The 22,158-nt window shown below is 72.6% G+C and carries 25 protein-coding genes; 12 read left to right on the forward strand and 13 right to left on the reverse strand.

Annotated elements, in window-relative coordinates; genetic code table 11:
• Nucleotides 1-63: 63 nt before the first annotated feature.
• The gene (locus tag ABT232_RS22430) at nt 64-1,341 is read right to left on the reverse strand and encodes a streptophobe family protein (RefSeq protein WP_450871674.1); all 1,278 of its coding nucleotides are present in this window, start codon (nt 1,339-1,341) and stop codon (nt 64-66) included.
• 172 nt (nt 1,342-1,513) lie between these two features.
• On the opposite strand from ABT232_RS22430, the gene ABT232_RS22435 reads away from it, so the two are divergent.
• Both ABT232_RS22435 and ABT232_RS22440 read left to right on the forward strand, forming a co-directional pair.
• Complete coding sequence (locus ABT232_RS22435; protein WP_351842580.1) at nt 1,514-2,704, forward strand: DUF6777 domain-containing protein; 1,191 nt, start codon at nt 1,514-1,516, stop codon at nt 2,702-2,704.
• Nucleotides 2,705-2,795: 91 nt separating this feature from the next.
• On the forward strand, nt 2,796-3,251 hold the full coding sequence (locus ABT232_RS22440) for an ATP-binding protein (RefSeq protein ID WP_351842582.1): 456 nt from the start codon (nt 2,796-2,798) through the stop codon (nt 3,249-3,251).
• Nucleotides 3,252-3,359: 108 nt separating this feature from the next.
• Here ABT232_RS22440 and ABT232_RS22445 read toward each other — a convergent pair whose 3' ends face one another.
• Nucleotides 3,360-4,247, reverse strand: coding sequence for an RNA polymerase sigma factor SigF (locus ABT232_RS22445; protein ID WP_351842628.1), 888 nt, complete (start codon nt 4,245-4,247; stop codon nt 3,360-3,362).
• Between the two features lie 221 nt (nt 4,248-4,468).
• Between ABT232_RS22445 and ABT232_RS22450 the strand changes: the two genes are divergently transcribed.
• From ABT232_RS22450 to ABT232_RS22460, 3 genes are all read left to right on the forward strand, one after another.
• Complete coding sequence (locus ABT232_RS22450) at nt 4,469-4,756, forward strand: hypothetical protein (protein WP_351842584.1); 288 nt, start codon at nt 4,469-4,471, stop codon at nt 4,754-4,756.
• A 495-nt stretch (nt 4,757-5,251) separates the two neighbouring features.
• Complete coding sequence (locus ABT232_RS22455; RefSeq protein WP_351842586.1) at nt 5,252-5,461, forward strand: hypothetical protein; 210 nt, start codon at nt 5,252-5,254, stop codon at nt 5,459-5,461.
• An 82-nt stretch (nt 5,462-5,543) separates the two neighbouring features.
• Nucleotides 5,544-5,945 carry a helix-turn-helix domain-containing protein gene (locus tag ABT232_RS22460; RefSeq protein ID WP_351842588.1) on the forward strand — a complete coding sequence of 134 codons (402 nt, stop codon included), beginning with the start codon at nt 5,544-5,546 and terminating at the stop codon, nt 5,943-5,945.
• A gap of 21 nt (nt 5,946-5,966) precedes the next feature.
• Here the strand turns inward: ABT232_RS22460 and ABT232_RS22465 are convergent, their stop codons facing one another.
• Both ABT232_RS22465 and ABT232_RS22470 read right to left on the reverse strand, forming a co-directional pair.
• Nucleotides 5,967-6,569, reverse strand: a complete 603-nt coding sequence (locus tag ABT232_RS22465) for a ClpP family protease (protein WP_351842590.1) — start codon at nt 6,567-6,569, stop codon at nt 5,967-5,969.
• 2 nt (nt 6,570-6,571) lie between these two features.
• On the reverse strand, nt 6,572-7,210 hold the full coding sequence (locus tag ABT232_RS22470) for an ATP-dependent Clp protease proteolytic subunit (protein WP_351842592.1): 639 nt from the start codon (nt 7,208-7,210) through the stop codon (nt 6,572-6,574).
• Nucleotides 7,211-7,443: 233 nt separating this feature from the next.
• Here ABT232_RS22470 and ABT232_RS22475 point away from each other — a divergent pair, with 233 nt between their 5' ends.
• From ABT232_RS22475 to ABT232_RS22485, 3 genes are all read left to right on the forward strand, one after another.
• The gene (locus ABT232_RS22475; protein ID WP_351842594.1) at nt 7,444-7,926 is read left to right on the forward strand and encodes a VOC family protein; all 483 of its coding nucleotides are present in this window, start codon (nt 7,444-7,446) and stop codon (nt 7,924-7,926) included.
• 99 nt (nt 7,927-8,025) lie between these two features.
• Nucleotides 8,026-8,826, forward strand: coding sequence for a VOC family protein (locus ABT232_RS22480; protein ID WP_351842596.1), 801 nt, complete (start codon nt 8,026-8,028; stop codon nt 8,824-8,826).
• Nucleotides 8,827-8,871: 45 nt separating this feature from the next.
• Nucleotides 8,872-9,567, forward strand: coding sequence for a ribonuclease H family protein (locus tag ABT232_RS22485; protein ID WP_351842598.1), 696 nt, complete (start codon nt 8,872-8,874; stop codon nt 9,565-9,567).
• Between the two features lie 12 nt (nt 9,568-9,579).
• Here the strand turns inward: ABT232_RS22485 and ABT232_RS22490 are convergent, their stop codons facing one another.
• The 3 genes from ABT232_RS22490 to melC1 form a co-directional block, all read right to left on the reverse strand.
• Complete coding sequence (locus ABT232_RS22490) at nt 9,580-10,029, reverse strand: SRPBCC family protein (protein ID WP_351842600.1); 450 nt, start codon at nt 10,027-10,029, stop codon at nt 9,580-9,582.
• Nucleotides 10,030-10,113: 84 nt separating this feature from the next.
• A complete protein-coding gene (gene melC2, locus ABT232_RS22495; protein WP_351842602.1) occupies nt 10,114-10,938 on the reverse strand; it encodes a tyrosinase MelC2 in 825 nt (274 codons plus the stop codon).
• Between the two features lie 33 nt (nt 10,939-10,971).
• Nucleotides 10,972-11,340 carry an apotyrosinase chaperone MelC1 gene (gene melC1, locus ABT232_RS22500; protein WP_351842604.1) on the reverse strand — a complete coding sequence of 123 codons (369 nt, stop codon included), beginning with the start codon at nt 11,338-11,340 and terminating at the stop codon, nt 10,972-10,974.
• Nucleotides 11,341-11,719: 379 nt separating this feature from the next.
• On the opposite strand from melC1, the gene ABT232_RS22505 reads away from it, so the two are divergent.
• Nucleotides 11,720-12,931 (forward strand): FAD-dependent monooxygenase, encoded by a 1,212-nt coding sequence (locus ABT232_RS22505; RefSeq protein WP_351842630.1) that lies wholly within the window; start codon nt 11,720-11,722, stop codon nt 12,929-12,931.
• Nucleotides 12,932-13,048: 117 nt separating this feature from the next.
• Here ABT232_RS22505 and ABT232_RS22510 read toward each other — a convergent pair whose 3' ends face one another.
• Nucleotides 13,049-14,740 carry a cholesterol oxidase substrate-binding domain-containing protein gene (locus ABT232_RS22510; RefSeq protein ID WP_351842606.1) on the reverse strand — a complete coding sequence of 564 codons (1,692 nt, stop codon included), beginning with the start codon at nt 14,738-14,740 and terminating at the stop codon, nt 13,049-13,051.
• 136 nt (nt 14,741-14,876) lie between these two features.
• Here ABT232_RS22510 and ABT232_RS22515 point away from each other — a divergent pair, with 136 nt between their 5' ends.
• Together ABT232_RS22515 and ABT232_RS22520 are read left to right on the forward strand one after the other, a co-directional pair.
• A complete protein-coding gene (locus ABT232_RS22515; RefSeq protein WP_351842608.1) occupies nt 14,877-15,860 on the forward strand; it encodes an aldo/keto reductase in 984 nt (327 codons plus the stop codon).
• A 172-nt stretch (nt 15,861-16,032) separates the two neighbouring features.
• Entirely contained in the window at nt 16,033-16,458 is a 426-nt protein-coding gene (locus tag ABT232_RS22520) for a DUF6328 family protein (RefSeq protein WP_351842632.1), read from the forward strand.
• Here the strand turns inward: ABT232_RS22520 and ABT232_RS22525 are convergent.
• The 4 genes from ABT232_RS22525 to ABT232_RS22540 all read right to left on the reverse strand — a co-directional run bounded on the left by ABT232_RS22525 (nt 16,379) and on the right by ABT232_RS22540 (nt 19,855).
• Nucleotides 16,379-17,083 (reverse strand): DUF2238 domain-containing protein, encoded by a 705-nt coding sequence (locus ABT232_RS22525; RefSeq protein ID WP_351842610.1) that lies wholly within the window; start codon nt 17,081-17,083, stop codon nt 16,379-16,381. The two genes, ABT232_RS22520 and ABT232_RS22525, sit on opposite strands and share 80 nt — an antisense overlap.
• Nucleotides 17,084-17,255: 172 nt before the next feature.
• Nucleotides 17,256-17,681, reverse strand: a complete 426-nt coding sequence (locus tag ABT232_RS22530; RefSeq protein WP_351842612.1) for an SsgA family sporulation/cell division regulator — start codon at nt 17,679-17,681, stop codon at nt 17,256-17,258.
• Nucleotides 17,682-17,743: 62 nt separating this feature from the next.
• Nucleotides 17,744-18,781 (reverse strand): hypothetical protein, encoded by a 1,038-nt coding sequence (locus ABT232_RS22535; RefSeq protein ID WP_351842614.1) that lies wholly within the window; start codon nt 18,779-18,781, stop codon nt 17,744-17,746.
• 102 nt (nt 18,782-18,883) lie between these two features.
• Entirely contained in the window at nt 18,884-19,855 is a 972-nt protein-coding gene (locus ABT232_RS22540; protein WP_351842616.1) for an LLM class F420-dependent oxidoreductase, read from the reverse strand.
• Between the two features lie 99 nt (nt 19,856-19,954).
• On the opposite strand from ABT232_RS22540, the gene ABT232_RS22545 reads away from it, so the two are divergent.
• Nucleotides 19,955-21,397 (forward strand): serine hydrolase domain-containing protein, encoded by a 1,443-nt coding sequence (locus tag ABT232_RS22545; protein WP_351842618.1) that lies wholly within the window; start codon nt 19,955-19,957, stop codon nt 21,395-21,397.
• 111 nt (nt 21,398-21,508) lie between these two features.
• Here the strand turns inward: ABT232_RS22545 and ABT232_RS22550 are convergent.
• Nucleotides 21,509-22,158, reverse strand: a 650-nt coding sequence (locus ABT232_RS22550; protein WP_502975444.1) for a serine/threonine kinase C-terminal domain-containing protein, incomplete at its 5' end; no start/stop codon positions are given.

Consider the following 22,158-nt stretch of genomic DNA (forward strand, 5'->3'; position numbering starts at 1 on the left):
GAGCTGAGAGAGCTGAGAGAGCTGAAAGAGCTGACAGAGCTGGGCTGAGACAGCGCAGAGAGCTCAGGGCGCGTACGTGTCGGGCACCTCGCCCGGCCGCCGCACCTTCCAGGCGAGCAGCGCGCCCAGGAAGCCGGTCACCAGTCCCCACAGCAGGGCGATGCCCAGCGCGCTCCACAGGCGCGGGCGCAGGAACAGATCGGCGGAGAGCTGGCCACCGAGGTCGCCGATGCCGAACAGGGACAGCCCGAAGGCGGCGGAGATCCGGCCGACGAGGCAGATCACGAGCACCGTGACGGCGAGCGCGACCGCCATGTGCAGGGCGTGCTGCCAGAGCCGCACCCGGGCCGGTGAGCGGGCCGCCATCACGAACGCCGCCGCCAGCAGCAGCACCGCGTCGACGGCCACCAGCCACCACACCCGGCCGTCGTAGTCGGACAGCGTGCTCAGATTGAGGGCGCTCACGTCCTCGGTGCGCAGCACCTGGTCCAGGACATGCGGCATCGGCAGCCCGAACGGCCCCTCCACCCGGCCGTCCCAGGTGGCCCCGAGCCCGATGGTGAACGCCAGCCACACCAGGTTCGGCAGGCCGAGCAGGACCACCGCCAGCGTCTCCACGGCATGGCCGCGCGTCGCCGCGACCACCAGAGCGACGGCGACACCGAGCACGACACAGGCCAGCAGCAGGGCGACCATCGCGTACGCCGCCGGGCGCACCGACTCCTGGAACCGCAGCAGCCGCCGCGGCAGCGGGGCCCCGCGCGACACCAGCAGCGCCAGCGCCAGCATGCCGAGCAGCCAGAGCATCCCGAAGAACAGGGTCTCCGGCACATCGGTGGTGAAGCCCACTTTCGGTTCCAGGCCGAACAGATCGCCCAGATCCTCGAGCACGCCCTCGCCCAGCGAGACGCTGAAGGTGTGCCGGGCGGTCAGGGCCAGCCCGATCAGCGCCGGCAGCCACAGCAGGGCGATCCGCCCGGCCCAGCCGGCCAGCTCCCCGGCCCCCGCCACCGCCCGGTGCCGCAGCGGCCGCAGGAAACCGGCCGCGAACACCAGCGCGCCGACGAGCGTCACGGACAGCGGGACGACCGTCAGATCCCCCTCGGCCCCGGCCAGGTCACCGGCGTCGCCCGACAGCTCGACCGTGCCGCCCACGGCGGTGACGACCGTCGCGGCGACCACCTTCCCGTAGGCGCCGTCCGGCAGGTCCGTCGCCCCGGCCGCCCACAGTCCCAGCGCGGCGACGACGCCCATGGCGAGCACACCGGCCAGGGTCACGGCCAGTGCCTGAAGCCATCCGTGGCGGGCGACGGCCCGGTCGTCGGAGATATGCAGGCTCACACGGCCACGCTAAGCAGCCTCCGGCGGGCGCGCCCCTCGGGAGGGCCGTCCGGTCGGCTTGCGGGGCGTCCGGGGCAAGAGCACACAATAGTGATGAGGGGCTAGAGAAGCGGATGAACGGAACGTCTCTCCACAGTTCCGTCCGCTGCACTTCACGACGGGAGCACAGCTCGTGAGCGCCCAACCTCCGAACTCCGGTCGCCCCACCGGGCCGCCGTCCGGCCCGCTGAACCCCGGCCGCGCGCAGCCGCCACCCGGCCCGCCTCCCGCGCCGCCACCCACTCCGGCGGACGAACCGCCCGAACCCGGCCGCCCCTGGTGGAAGTCCGTCCCCCGGGTGGCCACGGTCGCCGTCGTCGTGGCCGCGCTCGCGACCGTCGGCGTCGTGCTCCTCGGCGGTGGCGGAGGTTCGGGGTCGGAGAAGGAGGTCTTCCTCCAGGCCGCCTCGAAGCAGGGCCCCGATCCCTACACCGCGTCCACGGCGAACAAGTCCACCACCGAGCCGGTCACCCCGTCCCCCGTCACTTCCTCCCCGGCGGGCACGACGACGGCCGGCAACCGGGTGCAGGCCGTCCCGGGCGGCGAGCCCGGCCTGTACGGCGGCACCCAGAAGGTCGCCGCCTGTGACGTGGAGAAGCAGATCAGGTACCTGACCGAGAACGCCGCCAAGAACAAGGCGTTCGCCTCGGTGCTGGGGATCCAGCCGTCCGACGTCCCCGCCCGTCTGCGCTCCTACACCCCGGTCCAGCTGCTCATGGACACCCGGGTCACCAACCACGGCTACCGTGACGGAGAGGCCACCGAGTACCAGGCCATCCTCCAGTCCGGTACGGCGGTGCTGGTCGACGACCGCGGAGTGCCGCGCGTGCGATGCGCCTGCGGCAACCCGCTGACCGAGCCCGTCCAGCAGCAGAGCGGGTACAAGCGGACCGGGGACTCCTGGCCGTCGTTCAACCCCTCCCAGGTCGTCGTGGTCCAGCCCGCCGAACAGGTCGTGAAGGTCTTCGTCCTCCACGACACCGAGAACGACGAGTGGATCGCCCGCCCCCGCGGCGACGACGGCGACAAGGACAAGCCCACCAAGCCCCCGGCCACCCCGACCCCGTCGGCGAGCGTGACGACTCTCACTCCGTCCGACGGCACCACCCCGCCGAGCAGCAGCTCCGAGCCCGAGGACCCGTCGACCACGGTGACGCCCACGCCCGATTCGTCCCCGCCGCCGCCGGACACCTCCACCTCGTCGCAACCGCCGGCCCCCGACACGTCGTCCTCACTGGAGCCCCCGCTCGTCTCGGAGTCGCTGCCCTCGTCGGCGTCCTCGGAGAGCGTGCTGGAGCCGGGCAGCTCCTCGCCGCCGGTGTGACGACCGCTGCAGTGGGGACTGCGCGGCGCGGCTCGGGGTACGAGCACTCCAGCAGCAGTATCCGGCCAGGCCGGCGGGGAGAGAGAAACGCATGATCGAGCACCGGGACGGGGCCGCCGTACGCTCCGCTTTCGACGTGCCCGTGGAACCGCTGCGGCGGGCCGCGCACTACACCGGGGAACCCGGGTGCATAGCGGATGCGCGGGCGTTCGCCGCACAGTTCCTCAACCAGTTGCGGACCGAATGGTGCGCCGAGATCGCCGAGCGCGCCGAACAGGCGCTGCTCCTGGTGGTCAGCGAACTGGTCACCAACGCGGACCGGCACAGCGACGGGCCGTACATCCTCGACCTCGAGGGCAACGACGGCGAGGTCACGGTCTCCGTGTACGACAGCAGCGACGCCCTGCCCCGGCGCTTCCCGCGCGATCCCGAGCGCATCGGCCGGCACGGTCTGGAGATCGTGCACGCGCTGGCGCGGAGCGTCGCGGTCGAGCGGGTGCCCGTGGGCAAGCGGGTCTGGGCGCTGGTGGAGCTGAACGGCGGGTGAGCCGCCCGGACGGCGTGTGCGCCGGCCGACTGTCAGGCGCGGCCTCGCATCCATGAGCCGCCCGGACGGCAAGGGCCCCGGGGACGCCGGGGCCTCGTAGGTGGTGCCTCAGACGCGGTCCAGCTCGCCGAGCATCCCCTCGCGCAGCCGCACGATGATCCGCTTGAGCAGCCGGGACACATGCATCTGCGAGCAGCCGAGCTGTTCGCCGATCTCGGCCTGGGTGGCCTCCTCCACGAACCGCATGTGCAGGATGCGCCGGTCGCGCTCGTTCAGCTCCGCCATCAGCGGAGCCAGCGACTGGAAGTCCTCGACGAGCGCCAGCCCGTGCTCCTCGACGCCGATGAAGTCCGCCAGCACGGCCTCGCCGTTCTCGGGGCCGTCACCGGTGAGGGCGGCGTCCAGCGAGGAGGAGTTGTAGCCGTTGGCGGCGATCTGGCCCTCGACGACCTCGCGCTCGGAGATGTTCATCAGCGTGGCCAGCTCCGCCACGGTCGGCTCGCGGTCCAGCCGGCTCGCCAGCTCCTCGCGGGCCTTGGCCAGCTCCACCCGCAGCTCCTGAAGCCGCCGCGGGACGTGCACCGCCCAGGTGGTGTCCCGGAAGAACCGCTTGATCTCGCCGACGATGTACGGCAGCGCGAACGAGGTGAACTCGACCTCGCGGGACAGGTCGAACCGGTCGATCGCCTTGATCAGACCGATCATGCCGGTCTGGACGATGTCCTCCATGTCGTCGCCGCGGCCACGGAAGCGGCCGGCGGCGAACCGCACCAGCGACATGTTCATCTCGATGAGGGTGTTGCGCGCGTACTGGTACTCGTGCGTGCCCTCCTCCAGCTCCGTCAGCCGGCGGAAGAACTGCCGGGACAGCTCCCGGGCGTCGCGCGGTGCCACGGTCCGCGGGTCCACGACTGCCGGCTCCGACTCCGTCCCGCCCCGCGCCCCGCTCTCGACGAACGGTGCCTCAGACCCGGTCACAGCGGTGGCGGTGTCCATTGTCTCTCCCACGGATCTCATGGTGCGACGAATGCCTCTTTCGGGTGTTGCCGTCCTGGTGCGTGCGTGCTGCGTCATGACGACGCCTCTCTGCGGGTACCCGCGCTGTCGCCGACCATGCGCTCTTGGTACCGAGGCGGCGCGAAACATCCGGTGCGCGCGCCCTGCCGGCCCTCCACCCCGAGCGCTGCGTGCGCGGCACTCGTCCGGGGGAGCGCCGCATGGGGGAACGCCCGGGAGCGGGGCCGCGCCGGCTGGGCGCGGTCGGACCGGCCCTGTTGTGCCTCGTCGGAGTGAACGCCGCGGCGGGCCGGCCGGGGCCCTCGGAGCGGGCCGCGGACCCCCGCGCCGCCACCCCCGACCTGCCCTGGGAGAGCGAGGCACACGACCCCCACCCGCCGCGCACGCTCACCACCCGGGTGGACTTCACCGCCGAGGCCGGTGCCTGGCGGGCCCGCGTCCGGCACACCCTGGAGCCGCGCCCGAGCGACGGCCTGCTCGACCGATGACGGCAGGGCGGCACCACGGACACCGCCGAGCACCTGGACGACCGACTGGCCGGAGACGTGCGCTACGCCGACGGCACTCCGTCCCGGGCCGGCGGCATGCAGCGGAGGCCGGCCGCCCCGGCCGTCAGCCAGGCCGGGCCACGGGCCGGCGCCGTCGTCACCCGGACGCTGGAAGAGACCTGCCGGGCCTCTGCGCAGGGGACGGCAGGACGGCACCTTCCGCTTCGCCTTCCGCCCGGGCACGGACCCGGCCCCGCGGCGCACCACCTGGACCGTCGACGTCCGGGCGCACGGCACCGACCTGGCCGTCACCGGGGTACGGGGGACGGCGCCGGTGCGGCAGACCGAGGGCTTCGCGCGACTGCGGTCGCTGTCCGCGGGCCCCGCGGAGACCACCGTGACGCTCACCGCGGTGGACGCCGAGGCCCTGGGCCTCGCCCGGCTCGGCCTTCCTCCGCCGAGACCGGGCCCCGCTCACCGCTTCGGGAGTGGCACTTGGTGCGGCTCGCCGGGCTCCAGTGGCGGCTCGTGCGCTCCTTCCGCACGCTCGCCGCCCTGAGCGCGGCGGTGACGGCGGTGGTGGTGGCCGCGCTGACCGCCGTCGCGACGGGACTCGCCGGGACGGCCTCCGTCGCCGTCACCCGGCAGCCGACGCACGGCACGCTCCTGGTGGAGACGACGTACGGCGTCTCCACCGGCCCCTGACCGCACGGGCGTTTCGCCCCATTCCACCGAGGGCGGAACGCCGCCCCCTTCCCGTGCGGCCTGACGCTCCTAGGCTGGGAAGGTGACCAACCACGCCCCGGACGAAGCCCGTGTCATCCCTCTCCGCCCCCGTCCCGCCGCCCCGCCCCACCGCGGGCCGGCGCCCGAACGGACCGCGAAGGAGCCGCTGTTGCGCGACCTCGTCGGTGACGTCCTGCGCCGCGAACGCCTCGCGCAGGAGCGGACGCTGAAGGACGTCGCCGACGCGGCCCGCATCTCCATGCCGTACCTGTCGGAGGTGGAGCGGGGCCGCAAGGAGGCCTCCTCGGAGGTGCTGGCGGCCGCCGCCGGCGCCTTGGGCCTCGGCCTCGGCGACCTGCTGGCGCTGGCCCAGCGGGAGCTGGTCCGGCTCACCTCCCGCCGGGCCGGCCCGACGCGTGCGACGACGACCTCGTCGTACGACGGGCTCTGCCTGGCCGCCTGAGGCCGCTGCCCGGCCGGCGTCTCAGACCGTCGTGAGACGCCGGCTCAGCACCTCGTCGGCCAGCCCGTACGCCACCGCCTCCGACGCGGTGAACACCTTGTCGCGGTCCATGTCCGCGCGCAGCGTGGGGATGTCGTGCCCGGTGTGCCGGGCCAGCACCTCCTCCACCTGGGCGCGGACCCGGACCATCTCCTTGGCCTGGAGGGCCAGGTCGGACACCGTGCCCTGCCGTCCGCCGCTGGCCGGCTGGCCCAGCAGCACCCGGGAGTGCTCCAGCACGAACCGCCGCCCGGCGTCCCCGCCGGCCAGCAGCACGGCCGCCGTGGACGCCGCCTGGCCGACGCAGAACGTGGAGATCGGCGCCTGTACGAACGTCATGGTGTCGTAGATCGCCATCAGCGAGGTGTACGAGCCGCCGGGCGAGTTGATGTAGACCGCGATCTCGCTCTCCGGCGCCGCCGACTCCAGATGGAGGAGTTGCGCGATGACGACGTTGGCGACGCCGTCGTCGATCTCGGTGCCCAGAAAGATGATCCGCTCCGACAGCAGCCGGCTGAACACGTCGTACGAGCGCTCGCCCTGCGGGGTCCGCTCGACCACGTGCGGAATCGTGTAACTCGCCATGTCTACAGCCCCGTCCGTCGCCGCGTCCTGGCCGGGAGGAGGTCCGTGAGGGACGTCGCCACCCGGTCCACCATCCCGTACTCCCTGGCCTCCTCGGCCGTGAACCAGCGGTCGCGGTCGCCGTCGCGGGAGATGGTCTCCGGGCTCTGGCCGGTGTGCTCGGCGGTGATCCGCTCGATGGTCCGCTTGGTGAACTCCAGGTTGTCCGCCTGGATCTCGATGTCCGCGGTGGTGCCGCCGATGCCCGCCGACGGCTGGTGCATCATGATCCGCGCGTTCGGCAGCGCGTACCGCTTGCCGCGGGCGCCGACGGTGAGCAGGAACTGCCCCATGCTGGCCGCGAATCCCATCGCGAGGGTCGCGACGTCGTTGGGGATCAGCCGCATGGTGTCGTAGATCGCGAGCCCCGCGTGCACCGAGCCGCCCGGGCTGTTGACGAACAGGCAGATGTCGGTGCGCGGGTCCTCGGCGGACAGGATCAGCAACTGGCTGCAGACCCGGTTCGCGGAGACCTCGTCGACCTGGGTGCCGAGCAACACGATCCGCCGATCGAGCAGTTGTGCGGCGAGTTGGTCGTCGAAGCGGGTCCGGGGGGTGTCACCCTCCTCGGACCGCGGTGCGAACGTGGTGGATGGAGTCATCGGTCCTCCTCGTCGTGGCACGGATGCCGTCGACTCCACCCTTGCCCCCGGACCGGGCCCGCCGGGACTTTCTCTGCCCGCGGCAGATTCGCCACGGGCGGAGCGCCCGCCCGGCCGCCCCGCCCGTGGGGGTGCGGTACGGCCGTCCGGATCGATGACCGGCGCACCGATGAGTTTCGCGGCCGGTGGCGGTCGACAGTGATGACCGCGTTTTCCGCACCGAGGAGGCAGCCATGACCACCGACGGTTTCACCACGTGTCTCTGGTTCGACGACCAGGCCGAGGAAGCCGCCCACCACTACGTCTCGATCTTCGAGAACTCCGAGGTCGGCACCGTCACCCGCTACCCGGAAGGCGCCCTGCGACCCGCCGGGACGGTGCTGACCGTCGAGTTCACCGCCAACGGCCAGAAGTTCGTCGCGCTCAACGGCGGCCCGGAGTTCACGTTCAACGAGTCGATCTCCTTCCAGATCTTCTGCGCCGACCAGGACGAGGTCGACCACTACTGGGACAAGCTGACCGAGGGCGGCGGCGAGCCCGGCCCCTGCGGCTGGCTCAAGGACAAGTACGGCGTGTCCTGGCAGGTGGTCCCGGACCGGCTGATCTCGATGGTCGGCGACCCGGACCCCGAGAAGGCCGCCCGCACCACCAAGGCGATGATGTCGATGGGCAAGCTCGACATCGCCGCCCTGGACAAGGCGTACGCCGGCGAATGAAGCAGGTGCACGTCAAACGGCTCGGCGCGCGATGCGCCCCCGTGATGACTAGCGTGAGAAAGCGGACCATCCACCGCGAACCGGAAGAAGGCCGCGATCATGGCCGTGAAACCTGAGGGACACCCCTGCTGGGCCGACGCGATGTTCACCGACCTCGAAGGGGCCAAGACCTTCTACGGCGAGGTCCTCGGCTGGACCTTCGGCGAGTCGGCGACGGAGCTCGGCAACTACACCGAGGCCTACCACGACGGCAAGGCGGTCGCCGCGATCGTCCCGCCGATGCCGGGCCAGGAGGCCCCGTCCCAGTGGTGTCTGTACCTGGCCTCGCCGGACGCCGCCGCCACCGCCGAGAAGATCCGCGCGCACGGCGGGGAACTGCTGATGGAGCCGATGACGGTCGGTGACTTCGGCACCATGTGCCTGGCCCGCGACCCGAGCGGCGCCGTCTTCGGTGTGTGGCAGGCCGGCACCCACGAGGGCTTTGAGGCGGAGATGGGCTCACCGGGCGCCTACTGCTGGGCCGAGGTCTTCACCCGCGACCCGGAGAAGGCCGACACGTTCTTCCCCGCCGTCTTCCCGTACCAGGTGAAGGAGATGCGGGACCAGGAGATCGACTTCCGGGTCTACGAGGCGGACGGCGCCCCGGTCCTCGGCCGGATGGAGATGACCGAGGAGTTCCCGCCCGAGATCACCCCGTACATCAACGTGTACTTCGCGGTTCCCGACTGCGACGCGGCCGTCGCCAAGGCGACCGAGCGCGGCGGGGTGCTGCGGTTCGGCCCGATGACCACGCCCTTCGGCCGGTTCGCCGCGCTCGGCGATCCGCAGGGAGCCAGTTTCTCGGTGATCGACGTCACGACCACCGAGGGGGAGACGCCCCCGACCGTCGACGTCACCTGAGGTGCGGGCCCGCCGCCGTTTCCGGGGACCCGGCCCGTCCATGGCATGATCGGGCGCATGCGTGAACGAGTGGTGGCCGCGTGCGACGGGGCTTCGAAGGGAAACCCCGGACCGGCGGCGTGGGCCTGGGTCGTCGCCGACGAGACGGAGACTCCCGCCCGGTGGGAGGCGGGCCCGCTCGGACGGGCCACCAACAACGTCGCCGAACTGACCGCCCTGGAGCGGCTGCTCGCGGCGACCGACCCGGCCGTGCCGCTGGAGATCCGGATGGACTCGCAGTACGCGATGAAGGCCGTCACCACCTGGCTGCCCGGCTGGAAGCGCAACGGCTGGAAGACCTCCGCCGGCAAGCCGGTCGCCAACCAGGACCTGGTGGTGCGTATCGACGAACTGCTGGACGGCCGCTCGGTCGAGTTCCGCTACGTCCCCGCCCACCAGGTCGACGGCGACCCGCTGAACGACTTCGCGGACCGGGCCGCCAGCCAGGCCGCCTCCGTCCAGGAGCCGGCCGGCAGCGGCCTCGGCTCACCGGAGCCGCCGGCCGCCCCTGACGCCCCGGCCGCCAGAACGCCGCGCCGCCGCCCTCCGGCGGCCCGGAAGAGCGGCGGCGCGACGCGCACCATCAAGGCGAAGTTCCCCGGCCGCTGCCTGTGCGGCCGGTCCTACGCGGCCGGCGAGCCCATCGCCAAGAACGCGCAGGGCTGGGGCCACCCGGAGTGCCGCGACGCGGCCGCCGGGTGAGGCGCGGCGGACTCAGACCACACCGCGCCAGCCGCCGGACTCGTGCCCGCGGTCCTCGATGTACCGCTTGAAGCGCTCCAGGTCACCCTTGGTCTGCCGCTTCACGAAGCCCAGCTTGTCGCCGACGGTCTCGGTGGCGCCGTCGGGATGGAAGTCCATCTGCAGCATCACCTTGGTGTGGTCGTCGTCGAGGCGGTGGAAGGTCACCACGCCGGCCTGCCGTGCCTCCCCGGCGACGGTCGTCCAGGCGACCCGCTCGTCGGGGACCTGCTCCGTGATCTCCGCGTCGAACTCCCGCCGGACCCCGTCGACCTTGGTCACCCAGTGGGTGAGCGTGTCGGAGCGCTGCTCGATCCGCTCGACCCCGTTCATGAACTCGGGGAACGTCTCGAACTGGGTCCACTGGTTGTACGCGGTGTGCACGGGGACGGCGACCTCGATGGATTCCTCGACCTGCGACATGCGTCGATCACTCCTTCGTCGTTCGTCGAACTGGTTTCGGGCGGGTACCCGTGACCTGCGCACCGATGCCTGCCGGATGGACCGTCAGTCCGTGTCGAAGGTGTAGTGCGGGGTGTGGTCGAGGAGTTGGGCCGGGGTGGTGTCGTTCCACGGCTTCATCGTCTCGTTCAGGTCGACCACGTTCGGCGTCCCGGCGGCCGGGAGGTAGCCGGAGCCCGGATGGCGGCGCTGCCACTCGGCCCACAGCTTGTCGACGTAGGCGTGGTGCAGCCAGAACACCGGGTCGTTGGGCGACATCCCGGTGGCCATCTGCCCGCCGACCCACACATGGACCCGGTTGTGCAGATTCACCCCGCGCCACCCCTCCAGGTGGTTGCGGAAGCCGTCCGAGGCACTGTTCCAGGGCGCCATGTCGTACGTCGCCATCGACAGCACCGAGTCCACCTCGGCCCGCGTCGGCAGCTCTCGCACGGCCGTCCCCAGCGAGCGGCGCAGATAGGTGCGCCCGTCGACCCTTACGCTGATCGGCCAGTTGCCGGCGGACGCGGCGAACGGGCCGTCCATCACCCGGCCGTCCAGGCTGCGTCCGGTGCCGCCCAGGAAGTCCGGCGCCCACAGCGAGGCCCGCGTGGTGCGGTCGGCGGACCAGTCCCAGTACGGCAGCGCGACCGAGGCGTCCACCGACTGAAGGGCCCGCTCGAACTCCAGGAGGTATCTGCGGTGCCAGGGCAGGAACGAGGGTGAACGGTGGCCGGTGCGTTCACTGTTGTCGGTGTCGGCCATGATGAAGGCGTTGTGCGTGGTGACGAAGGCGTCGTAGCGGCCGCTGCGCTTGAGTTCCAGGACGGCGGCGACGAACCGCCGCTTCTCGTCGGCGGTCAGGGTGGCCTGGTTCTTCCGGACGGTCATGTGCGAGTGCTCCAAGAGGCGTTGCGGGGCGGATCAGTTGGCGGGGAACGGCAGCAGCCGTGCGCCCTGGAGCTCGTCGACCGCGGCCCGTGCGGCGGCGCGCGGGGTGGGCACCGGGTCGTAGTGGCTGACGACGCTGATCCAGCTGCCGTCGGCGTTGCGCATCACATGCAGTTCCACCCCGTCGATGAACACCGCGTAGCCGGCGCCGTGGTGCTGGTGGCCCCCGGTGGCCGGGCGGCCCTGTATCCGGCGGCCCTTGTAGACCTCGTCGAAGGTGTCGGGCGAGCCGTGGTGATGGCCGGCGGCGGTGGCCTGGGGCGCGAGGGCGGCGGTGGTGCCGGCCGCGGCGGCGAGGGCGGCCGCGGTGGTGAGGGCGCGGCGGCGACTGAGTTCGGGCATGGGGTCTCCCCGGAGATCGAGTGGGTGAGGTTGTCGGGTTGATGAGGTGTGTCGGGTTGACGACCCCGTATGCCTATCCGCCCGGTCGCAAGCGGGAGAAATCCCGCGAGACCGGTTGGCTCCGAATCGGACAAGTGCCTACATGTCGTGCAAGGTTGAACGAAGATGATCTTGCCGTGGGAGCGCTCCACAAGCCCCGGAACGGGGAATTCCTTCCCGGTGCGGCCGCATGATCCATGATCTTTCGCGCGCGACCGCGTCGCCCGTGGCCTGGCTCACGCCCTGAAACTGGCGTGATTCCGGGGGCCGCCGGACCGCACCCCCGCCCTGCTACTGTGCGTTGCCCCATGACCGCTTTGAGTAAGAGTCAGAGGTGCCTGTGAAGGTCGCCTGCGTCGGCGGCGGGCCCGCCGGCCTGTATCTGTCGATCCTGCTGAAGCTCCAGGATCCGTCCCACGAGATCACCGTCCACGAGCGCAACCCGGAGGGCTTCACCTACGGGTGGGGCGTGACCTACTGGCGTGGACTCCTCGACCGGCTGCACCAGCACGACCCCGAGTCGGCACGCGCCCTCGACGAGGCGTCCGTACGCTGGCGCGACGGCGTCGCCCACGTCGGCGACCGCACCGCCCGGCACACCGGCGACGAGGGCTTCGGCATCGGCCGCCACCAGCTGCTGGAGATCCTGGCCGCCCGGGCCCGCTCCCTGGGCGTCCACCTGGAGTACCGGGACGAGGTCACCGTCGACCGGCTGCCCACGGCCGACCTGGTCGTCGCGGCCGACGGCGTCCGCAGCGCACTGCGCACCCGCTACGCCGACCACTTCGGCACCGAGGTGACCGCCGGCCGCAACTCCTACATCTGGCTCGGCACCACCAAGGTCTTCGACGCCTTCACCTTCGGCTTCGTCGAGACCGACCACGGCTGGATCTGGTGCTACGGCTACGGCTACAGCGCCGACCGCAGCACCTGCGTCGTCGAATGCTCCCCCGAGACCTGGACCGGCCTCGGCCTGGACCGCGCGGACGAGGCCGAAGGCCTGGTGCTGCTGGAGAAACTCTTCGCCGACGTCCTCGACGGCCACCGGCTCATCGGCCGCTCCCCGGCCGACGGCAGCGCCACCTGGCTGACCTTCCGCACCCTCACCAACCGCACCTGGTACCGCGACAACCTGGTGCTGCTCGGCGACGCCGCCCACACCACCCACTACTCCGTCGGCGCCGGCACCACCCTCGCCCTGGAGGACGCCATCGCCCTCGCCGGCGCCCTGCGCGAGGAACCCGACGTGCCGCGCGCCCTCGCCCGCTACGAGCGGGAGCGCAAGGCGGCCCTGCTGCCCGTGCAGAGCGCCGCCCGCTACAGCGCCCGGTGGTACGAGAACCTGCCGCGCTACATCCACCTGCCGCCGGACCAGATGTTCGCCCTGCTCGGCCAGCGCCACTCGCCGCTGCTGCCGCACCTCCCGCCGCGGCTGTACCACCGGCTCGACCGGGCGGCCGGACGGCTGGCGGCGCTGCGCCGGTTCAAGCGCTGGCTGGGCCCGAAGCTGGCCCGTGCGGCCCACGCCCACGCCGGGTCCGCCCGCAGGTGAGCACGCGCGGCGGCAGCCGGTCATCCCGCAGACAGGTCCTCGCGACCGCCGGCCCGCCGTCCGTCCGCAGACAGCTCCGCACGGCGCCCGGCACCCCGTCCGCCGACGGCTGAGCGCTCACAGCGGCAACCGGTCGAGGAAGGCGTTGCCGAACACGTGGTGCGGGTCGAGCCGGCCGAGAACGCCGGCCGCCCGCGCCCACGACCCGTCCCCGAAGGTCGCGGGCACGGCCTCCGCCACGACCCGCTCGTCGCCCCAGGCGGCCCGCTCGGTGTAACCCCAGCCCTTCGACCACTCCACCCGGGCGAGCCCGGACCCGCCGTCGTACGTCCGCATCACGAACTCCTCCAGCTCCCGCAGGAACGCCTCCGCGTACGGCGTCCCCGGCAGCGTCAGCACGTTGAGCCACACCGCCGTGTCCCACTCGGGGTGCCCCTCCACCGGCCGCAGCGCGGACAGCAGCGGCGCGCGGGCGCCGCTCACCCCGGCGTCCGCCGGATCGTCGACGCCGGTCACCCGGATCTCCACCGACCCGTTGACCGGGAACCGGCCGCGCGCGGCGTACGCCGTCAGCAGCCGCCGGTAGTGCCCGGTGAACGCGGCGACCACGTCCTGCACCCGGCCGCGCGAGGTGAGCACCGCGTACCCGTTGGTGTGCACCCGCAGCGTCGTCGGCCGCAGATACAGCAGCGTGTTCTTCGACGGCCCCCAGATGTCCGCAGACCCCGTCGCCACCAGACCCAGCGCCGCCGCCTCGTACTGGGCGACGCCCAGCAGCGGCGCCAGGGACCAGGCCGCGCCCGACACCAGCCGCCCGACCAGGTCCGCGACCGGGGTCGGAAGACGGTCGGAGAACGGGTAGTTGTACGGACTCGTGACATGCCGCGACCCGGCCGGACGCGTCGGCGCCACGCTCCACACCTTCAGCCACGGATGCTCGGTGAAGGCGAACCAGATCGCCTCCACCCGGCCCGACCGGTCCAGGAAACTCGCCAGCGTCCGCCCCCGGCTGCCGGGCGCCGCGAACAGCTCCCCGGCCGGGATGTCGGTACGGCTGACACAGCGCAGCGAGGTGTCGGCGCCGACCCGCAGCACCACCTCGGTGACCAGGGCGCGGCCCAGATGGGCGAGGAGCGCCGCGCAGTCCGCCTCGTCCCGCCGGAACGTGCGCGGCACATACGCGCCACGGGCCTCGTCCCAGACGATCGCCGTCAGCGACAGCACCAGATTGCTCAGCGAGCCGAAGGTGTGACCGGGCCGCCGGGTCTCGTCCTCGGCGGGGACCGCGGTGCCGTGCGCGCCGATGGCCAGGGCACCGCCGAGCGTCAGCACACCGGGCGCGGGCGAGGCGGTGAGACCGAGACCGTGCTCCTCCAGGAAGGTGAGCAGCGCCTCCAGCGTGACTCCGGTCCCGGCGCGGACGGAGGTGGGGGACTCCAGGGCCAGGCCGGTGAGGTGCGGGGCGGTGTCGACGAGCAGGACGGGGGCGTCGGGGCGGGTCCCCTCGGGGATCGTCAGCGGCGACCAGCCGTGCGAGGCGCCCCGCGCCCGGACTCTCCAGCCGTGCCGCCAGGCCCAGTTGACGACGGCGGCCACCTGCTCGGCACCGGCCGGGGCGCACGCCCACAGGCCGGTGGCGGTGATCTCGCCGACCCAGTTCCGGTAGCGCGTGCGGTACAGCGAGACGTCCGCCGGGAAGTCCGGCAGCTCCTCGGCCGCCGCGGCGGCGTCGGCCACGGTCAGGGCGGGTACGGCGGCCACGGCGGCCGCGGAGCGCAGAAAGCCGCGCCGGGTCCAGTGATCGGTCACGGGCTCACGCTAGGGGCGGGGCGCGCAGGGCCCGGCGACCGCTCGCCGGGCCTCACCCGTCCGAGTGATGGATCTCCGAAACGGCACCGGAGCGGTCGTGACCGGACTATGGGCGGCCGGGTGACAGACTGACGCCATGGAAGAGCGTGTATTCGACAGATGGGGCCAGCGGGCGTCCGTCATCGGCCTCGGCACCTGGCAACTGGGCGCCGACTGGGGCGACGTGGACGACAAGGAGGCCCTCGCGGTGCTGGAGGCGGCCGCGGAGTCGGGGGTGACCTTCTTCGACACCGCCGACGTCTACGGCGACGGACGCAGCGAGCAGACCATCGCCACGTTCCTGCGCAGCCGGCCCGATCTGCACGTCCTCGTCGCGACCAAGATGGGCCGCCGCGTCGACCAGATCCCTGAGAACTACGTCCTGGACAACTTCCGGGCCTGGAACGACCGGTCGCGCCGCAACCTCGGCGTCGACCGCGTCGACCTGGTGCAGCTGCACTGCCCGCCGACCTCCGTCTACTCCTCCGACGAGGTGTACGACGCCCTCGACACCCTCGTCGAGGAGGAGCGCATCGCCGCCTACGGCGTCAGCGTGGAGACCTGTGAGGAGGCGCTGACCGCGATCGCCCGGCCCCATGTGGTCAGCGTGCAGATCATTCTCAACGCGTTCCGGATGAAGCCGCTGCGCCAGGTGCTCCCGGCCGCGCGGGAGGCCGGTGTGGGCATCATCGCCCGGGTGCCGCTCGCCTCCGGCCTGCTGTCCGGCAAGTACACCAAGGACACCGTCTTCCCGGAGAACGACCACCGCACCTACAACCGGCACGGCGAGTCCTTCGACCAGGGCGAGACGTTCTCCGGCGTCGACTTCGCCACCGGCGTCGAGGCCGCCGCCGAGTTCTCCGCCCTCGCGCCCGAGGGGTACACCCCGGCCCAGCTGGCACTGCGCTGGGTCGTCCAGCAGCCCGGCGTCACCACGGTGATCCCTGGCGCCCGCTCCACCGAGCAGGCCCGCGCCAACACGGCCGCCGCCACGCTGCCGCCGCTGCCGGACACCACCCTCGACGCGATCCGCGACCTGTACGACCGGCGGATCAAGGAGCAGGTCGAGGGCCGCTGGTAGCCGCGGTCGCACGGACTCCCCTCGGCGGGGACAATTTGGCCGCCGAGGGGGAACCCGGAGGGGAAGGACATCGGGTCGTTCCCATCGGGGAGGAATTGTCGTGGCGACCGTGGAAGACAGCGCGAAGAGGCCCAGGGGGCGCAACGAGACGGAGGAGGAGAGAGCCGACCGGATGTGGGGCGAGCTCATCCAGGAGGTGCGCGTCGCCCAGATGGGCGTCCAGATCCTGTTCGGTTTCCTGCTGACCGTCGTGTTCACCCCGACCTACCGCGATCTCTCGGACACCGACCGGACGATCTACATCGTCACGGTCGTCCTCGGCGCCGCCGCGACCGGCGCCCTGATAGGGCCGGTCTCCCTGCACCGGCTCGTCGCGGGCCGGCAGATCAAGCCGCAGGCGGTGCACTGGGCCTCCCGGCTGACCCTCGTCGGGCTGGTCCTGCTGCTCGCCACCACGACCGCCTCGCTGCTGCTGATCCTGCGCGTGGCGACCCACGACCCCTACGTCCCGTACCTGGTCACGGGTGTCCTGCTGTGGTACCTGCTGTGCTGGTTCGGGATACCGATGTGGACGCGCCACCGGCACACGAGCCGCTGAGGGCCGCCAGCTGCCGGTCGTGCAGCCGGCTGAGCAGCAGCAGGGCGGCGGTGGCACCGATCAGCGCGCAGAACATGTCCCACTGCGTGTCCCACACGTCGCCCTGCGTGGCGAGGAAGTCGTCGGCCGCCTCGCCGCCGATCACGGCCGCCGCCCACTCCAGCATCTCGAAGACCGCGCTGAAGGCGAGGCAGGCGGACACGGTGAGCGGAGCGAGCCAGCGGCTGCCGCGCAGCGGCGAGGTCCGCACCAGCAGCTCCCGCACCAGCACGGCCGGTACGAAGCCCTGCGTCAGATGCCCGAGACGGTCGTACGGATTGCGCTCCAGCGCGAAGGCGTCCCGCACCCAGTCGCCGGCCGGCACCCGCGCGTACGTGTAGTGGCCGCCGACCGCCAGCACCAGCGCGTGCGCCGCCAGCAGGGCGCACAGCAGTCCGGTCAGCGGGAACCGCCGCCAGGTCAGCACGACCAGCGGCAGGCCGAGGAAGATCCAGAAGGTCTCCAGCAGCCAGGTGGCCCGGTCGTACGGCGCCCAGGCGGAGACGGCCACCCCCAGGACCACCACCCCGGCGAGGACGGCGGGCAGGACGCGGCGCGGACCGGGGTGGAGCGAGACAGCGGACATCGGCGGACTCCTCTTCGTGGGAGCCCCATCGTGGCGGCGGCCGCCGACCCCGGACATGAGTACGCCTACTCAACTCGGCGCCGCCCGGCGCGCCCGCGACTCGGGCCGCGAACTCACCCGGCGCTCAGCCCTCCGCGATCACCTCCGCCCGGCCGCCGGCCCAGCCGTCGGCTCAGCCCTCCGCGATGACCTCTGCCAGGAAGTCGTCCACCAGGATCCGCTCCTCGCCGGGCGCCACCACCGCGTACGTGTCGCGCAGGAAGCCCGCGATCGCCGGCGCCCAGGCGAACACCACCGCGTGGTGGTGCCCGCCGTCCGCGCGCGGGTCGCCGAAGAAGTCCAGGCGCAGTTCCTCCCAGTGGCCCGTCGACTCCGGGCGCATCCGGACGTCGCCCATGCCGACCGGCCGGCGCAGCCCCTCGGCCAGCATCTCGCGGTCCAGGCGCCACCGGGCGAGCACCCGGCCGTCGTGGCTGAAGATCGCGGTGACGGCGAACGGATCCTCGGCGTCGTACCCCAGGTGGGCGAGGACCGGGAAGCGGTCGGTGGTGCCGGCCTGGAGCTGCATGACCAGGGTCCTGTGCACGAAGGGGTTCACCTGAAGGCCTCCGGTGAGTACGGGCGTAGAGCCTTCTGGTACCCCCTCCACGCACATGATGCTCAGCCCTCCGGGTGATTCTCCCGAGCCCCGCGCAGCGCGGAGAGGCAGGAGCCGATCGCCTGCTGAAGCTCCTCCAGCTGCTTGACCATGTCGTCCTCGTAGAAGTCGCGGGCGTCGTCGAAGGTCAGTTCCTCGAACGCCTTGGTGGCCTTCTGCAGGCCGCTGTAGAACTTCGTGCGCCGCTCGCGCAGCCGCAGTTCCGGATCGGCCTCCACGGTCTCGACGACGAGGGACTTCAAGGTGTCGTAGGCCTCGGCGGCCCACTCGCCGGCGTCCTCGTCCTCCTCCAGCTCGTCGATGAGCGACAGATGCCGTTCGGCCTCCTCGCGCAGCGGGGCGGGAGCGTCGACGGTCTGCCCGGCCGGGGTGCGGATCACACCGGACTCGGCGATCTGCCGGACGTAGCCGATGCGGTCGGCCGACCGGCTCTCGCTGGCGACGGCCTTCTTCAGATCGTCGGTGCGCACGACGTCGCGGGCCAGCTCCGCCTGGAGCTCGGGGTCCTCGCGGACCCGGTCGAGCAGGGCGCGGCGGGCCGCGCGGGCGGTGGACGGGTCGGCGAGGATCGCGGCGCGCAGCGCGGTCGGGTTCTCGGCGACCTCCAGCGCCTTCGTCGGGCGGATGCCCTCGGCCTCGGCGGCCTCCGCGATGGCGGTGCCGCGCTCGGAGGCGGCGCTGGAGCGGGCGACGTAGTAGTTCAGCCACACGTCGGCGTCCGGCAGCTCCACCTCCTGCCCGGGCGCCAGCGCCTCGAAGTGCGGCACCATGCCGTCGTCCGCAGCCCGGTCCCAGGCCCGGTAGTAGCGCATGACCCGCTCCGGAGAGCACCCCGCCAGCTCCGCGAACTCCTTCGCGGACACCTTCGGCGTGCCCTCCGCGGACTGCCCGCCGGGCCGCACACTGCGCGCCACCTTCAGACCGAAGGCCCAGCCGCCGGTGCGCGCGTACGCCCCGAACTCGGCGGCGTCCCGTGCGACGAGCTCGGACCCGTCCAGGGGCGCGGTGGACGGCTCGGCCGGGGCGATCGCTACGCTCAAGGGTGACTCTCCTGGTCTCGGCTCGGTCGGTGAGAATGCAGACCGGAAGCCTATATGCGCCCTTGGGCATGCTTTGCCGAATCCCCGGCTGCCGTCGTGCGGTCAGTCCAGCGCGTCGTGCAGCGCCGGCAGCAGGGTCTTCGCCGACCAGTCCAGGAACTCCGGCTGCGACTCGCCGCCGATCTGCACCAGCGCGATCTCGGTGAAACCGGCCTCGGCGTACGGGCGCACCGCCTCGACGAAGGCCTCCGGGTCGTCACCGCACGGGATCGACGCGGCCACGTCCTCCGGGGTGACGAACTGCGTGGCCGACTCGAACGAGTCCGGATGCGGCAGCTCCGAGTTCACCTTCCAGCCGTTGCCGAACCAGCGGAACTGCGCGTGCGCCCGCTTGATCGCCGCGTCGCGGTCGGTGTCGTAGCAGACCGGGAGCTGGCCCACCCGCGGCTTTCCGGTGCCGCCGTGCCGGTCGAAGGCGTCCAGCAGGCCCTTCTTCGGCTCGGTGGCGATGACGAGGTCCGCCAGGTGGCCCGCCAGCTCGCAGGAGCGGTCACCGGAGACGGCGATGCCGATGGGGGGCGGCTCGTCCGGCAGGTCCCACAGGCGGGCCGACTCCACGTCGAAGTGCGGACCCCGGCGGCTGACGTGCCCGCCCTCGAAGAGCGCCCGGATGATCTCCACGGCCTCCGTCAGCATCTCGTGCCGCACCTCGACCGACGGCCAGCCGCCACCCACCACGTGCTCGTTCAGGTTCTCGCCCGAGCCCAGGCCGAGCCGGAACCTGCCCTCCGACAGCAACTGCATCGTCGCCGCCTTCTGCGCCACCACCGCCGGGTGGTAGCGGAACGTCGGACAGGTCACGTAGGTCATCAGCGGGATGCGCGAGGTCGCCTGCGCCGCCGCGCCGAGCACGCTCCACGCGTACGGGGAGTGACCCTGCGAGCGCAGCCACGGGAAGTAGTGGTCCGAGGTCACCGAGAAGTCGAAGCCGACCTCCTCGGCCCGTGCCACGTGCTCGACCAGCTCACGCGGGCCGGCCTGCTCGGTCATCATCGTGTATCCGATTTGCACCATGAACAGGCGAGTCCCCGGACCCACGAAGTGAAAACGGGCCGACCGGGTGGCCCGCCGGACCCCTCGCCCCGCGGACCGCCGGGACGAGAGGATGCCCCCATGAGTGCGCGCCCGCTGCCTTCGAGTCCTCCCGCCGCCCAGGGCGTCGACGCCTTTGGTGTCCTCGCCTTCCTCGACGCCCTCGACGCCGCCCCCGAGATCGAGCCGCACAGCCTGATGATCCTGCGGCACGGCCATGTCGTGACCGCCGGCTGGTGGGCGCCGTACCGCCCCGAACGCCCCCAGCTGCTCTACTCCATCAGCAAGAGCTTCACGGCGACGGCCGTCGCGATCGCCGCCGCCGAGGGGCTGATCGGCCTCGACGACCCGGTGATCTCGTACTTCCCGGAGTTCGCCGACGACATCACCGATCCGCGCAGCCGCGCCCTGACCGTCCGGCATGCGGCCACCATGGCCAGCGGCCATGTCGCCGACACCGTCGACGCCGCCTACGCCCTCGACCCCGCCGAACCGGTGCGCGGCTTCCTGCTGCTGCCGCCCGACCGCGACCCCGGCACCGTCTTCGCCTACAACCAGCTCGCCACCTACACCCTCGCGGCGATCGTCCAGAAAACCGGCGGACAGCCGCTCACCGCGTATCTGCGGCCGCGGCTGCTGGACCCGCTCGGCATCGGCGAGGCGGCCTGGCTGCGCGACCGCACCGGCCGCGAGCTGGGCTTCAGCGGACTGCACGCCACGACCGACGCCCTCGCCCGGCTCGGCGAGCTGTATCTGCGCGACGGTGTCTGGCAGGGCGAGCGGCTGCTGCCCGAGGGCTGGGTCGCACAGGCGAGCCGCCCGCACATCCCGACCGCGGGAGTCCTGGGCGCCGACCGCCAGGACTGGGACCAGGGGTACGGCCTCCAGTTCTGGATGTCCCGGCACGGCTACCGGGGCGACGGGGCCTACGGCCAGTTCTGCCTGGTGCTGCCCGAGCACGACGCGGTGATCGCGACGACCGCCGCCACCGAGCGGATGCAGGAGCTGCTGGACCTCGTCTGGGAGCATCTGCTGCCCGCGTTCGGGTCACAGCCGCTGACCGGCCGCGACTACGCCGAGGCGGCCCTGCGGGAGCGGCTGGCCGGGCTCGCGCTGCCCCCGGCCCCAGGCAGGCCCGCCCCGCCGGACCGGACGGAGAGCTGGGCAGCCGCCGCTTTCGTCCCGGCCGACGGCGGCTGCCCGGACCAGCCCGGACTGTCGGCGGTCGCCGTCCGAGCCGACCCCGACGGCTGGACGGTGACGCTCACCGACGACGGTCACGACCTCCCGCTGCGACTCGGCGGCGCGGAGTGGACCGTCACCGAGGAACCCGTCCCGACGGCGGTGAGCGGCGGCTGGACGGACGCCGGGACGCTGACGCTGGACGTCCTGTTCCTGGAGACCCCGCACCACCTCCTGGTCACCTGCTCCCTCGCGCCCGGCACCTTCACCGCCCGCTGGCACACCCGGCCGCTGCACGGCGGCTCCCTGCGGACGTTGAGGGCGCCACGGCGGCAGGACTGAGACGGACGGCTACTCTTCGAGGCAGGCCCCATCCTGCCGGCCTTCATGCGGGCGCCCTTCATGCCGTCCACCTCGGGCCGGCCCCTCCGACGGTCCGGTCATGCCGTCCGCTCAGGCCGCCGGTGGCCGGAAGGTGCTCAGGGCGGTGGCCAGGGCCCGGCGGTTGGCGGCCGTGTCGAAGTCGGCGGACGGGGTGGTCCAGCGCAGGGAGAAGCCCTGGCCACCGCCGATCAGGAAGCCGCGGCCGAAGGTGCGTACGCGGGTGCCGCGCAGAGTCGCGGTCCACTCCATGTCGGCGGCCTCGCGGCCCTGGTACGTCGTCGGGCGGATCGCGCCCAGCCGCCGGTAGCCGCCGGCGGCCACCAGGCCGGGCTCGACGTCCTCGCGCCAGACGGCGACCGGGTCCGGGCCGACCCGCGCGCTGTAGGTCACGGCGAGCGTGCGGTCGTCGCCGTCCGCGCCGAGCACCACGCGGTAGGCCAGGTCGGACACGCGGGTGGTGCGCACCGGACGCCAGCCGTCCGGCACGGCGACGGAGAAGCCCTCGGGGGCGGCGTAGGTGCGGAAACCCTGGGGGAGACCCGTCGGTTCGGGTGGGGAACTCGGGCTCGGTGTCGTGGCCGGGCTGCGGCCGTCCGGGTCGGAGGGGGTGGTGGTGCCGGACGGGGTGCCGGGGTCCGGCGAGACCGGCGGCGTGCCGCCGGTGACCGGGCCGCCGGTGACCGGACTGCCGGGTGCGGTGGGCCGGGCGCGGGCCTCGG

The organism is Streptomyces sp. NPDC001532, assembly GCF_040298625.1.
Classification (GTDB): domain Bacteria; phylum Actinomycetota; class Actinomycetes; order Streptomycetales; family Streptomycetaceae; genus Streptomyces.

Coding starts and splice junctions, on each gene's coding strand:
- ABT232_RS22440 (WP_351842582.1), top strand. CDS start 2,796: ATGATCGAGCACCGGGACGGGGCCGCCGTACGCTCCGCTTTCGACGTG.
- ABT232_RS22445 (WP_351842628.1), bottom strand. CDS start 4,247: ATGGACACCGCCACCGCTGTGACCGGGTCTGAGGCACCGTTCGTCGAG.
- ABT232_RS22450 (WP_351842584.1), top strand. CDS start 4,469: ATGGGGGAACGCCCGGGAGCGGGGCCGCGCCGGCTGGGCGCGGTCGGA.
- ABT232_RS22465 (WP_351842590.1), bottom strand. CDS start 6,569: ATGGCGAGTTACACGATTCCGCACGTGGTCGAGCGGACCCCGCAGGGC.
- ABT232_RS22470 (WP_351842592.1), bottom strand. CDS start 7,210: ATGACTCCATCCACCACGTTCGCACCGCGGTCCGAGGAGGGTGACACC.
- ABT232_RS22475 (WP_351842594.1), top strand. CDS start 7,444: ATGACCACCGACGGTTTCACCACGTGTCTCTGGTTCGACGACCAGGCC.
- ABT232_RS22480 (WP_351842596.1), top strand. CDS start 8,026: ATGGCCGTGAAACCTGAGGGACACCCCTGCTGGGCCGACGCGATGTTC.
- ABT232_RS22485 (WP_351842598.1), top strand. CDS start 8,872: ATGATCGGGCGCATGCGTGAACGAGTGGTGGCCGCGTGCGACGGGGCT.
- ABT232_RS22490 (WP_351842600.1), bottom strand. CDS start 10,029: ATGTCGCAGGTCGAGGAATCCATCGAGGTCGCCGTCCCCGTGCACACC.
- melC2 (WP_351842602.1), bottom strand. CDS start 10,938: ATGACCGTCCGGAAGAACCAGGCCACCCTGACCGCCGACGAGAAGCGG.
- melC1 (WP_351842604.1), bottom strand. CDS start 11,340: ATGCCCGAACTCAGTCGCCGCCGCGCCCTCACCACCGCGGCCGCCCTC.
- ABT232_RS22515 (WP_351842608.1), top strand. CDS start 14,877: ATGGAAGAGCGTGTATTCGACAGATGGGGCCAGCGGGCGTCCGTCATC.
- ABT232_RS22520 (WP_351842632.1), top strand. CDS start 16,033: ATGTGGGGCGAGCTCATCCAGGAGGTGCGCGTCGCCCAGATGGGCGTC.
- ABT232_RS22525 (WP_351842610.1), bottom strand. CDS start 17,083: ATGTCCGCTGTCTCGCTCCACCCCGGTCCGCGCCGCGTCCTGCCCGCC.
- ABT232_RS22540 (WP_351842616.1), bottom strand. CDS start 19,855: ATGGTGCAAATCGGATACACGATGATGACCGAGCAGGCCGGCCCGCGT.
- ABT232_RS22545 (WP_351842618.1), top strand. CDS start 19,955: ATGAGTGCGCGCCCGCTGCCTTCGAGTCCTCCCGCCGCCCAGGGCGTC.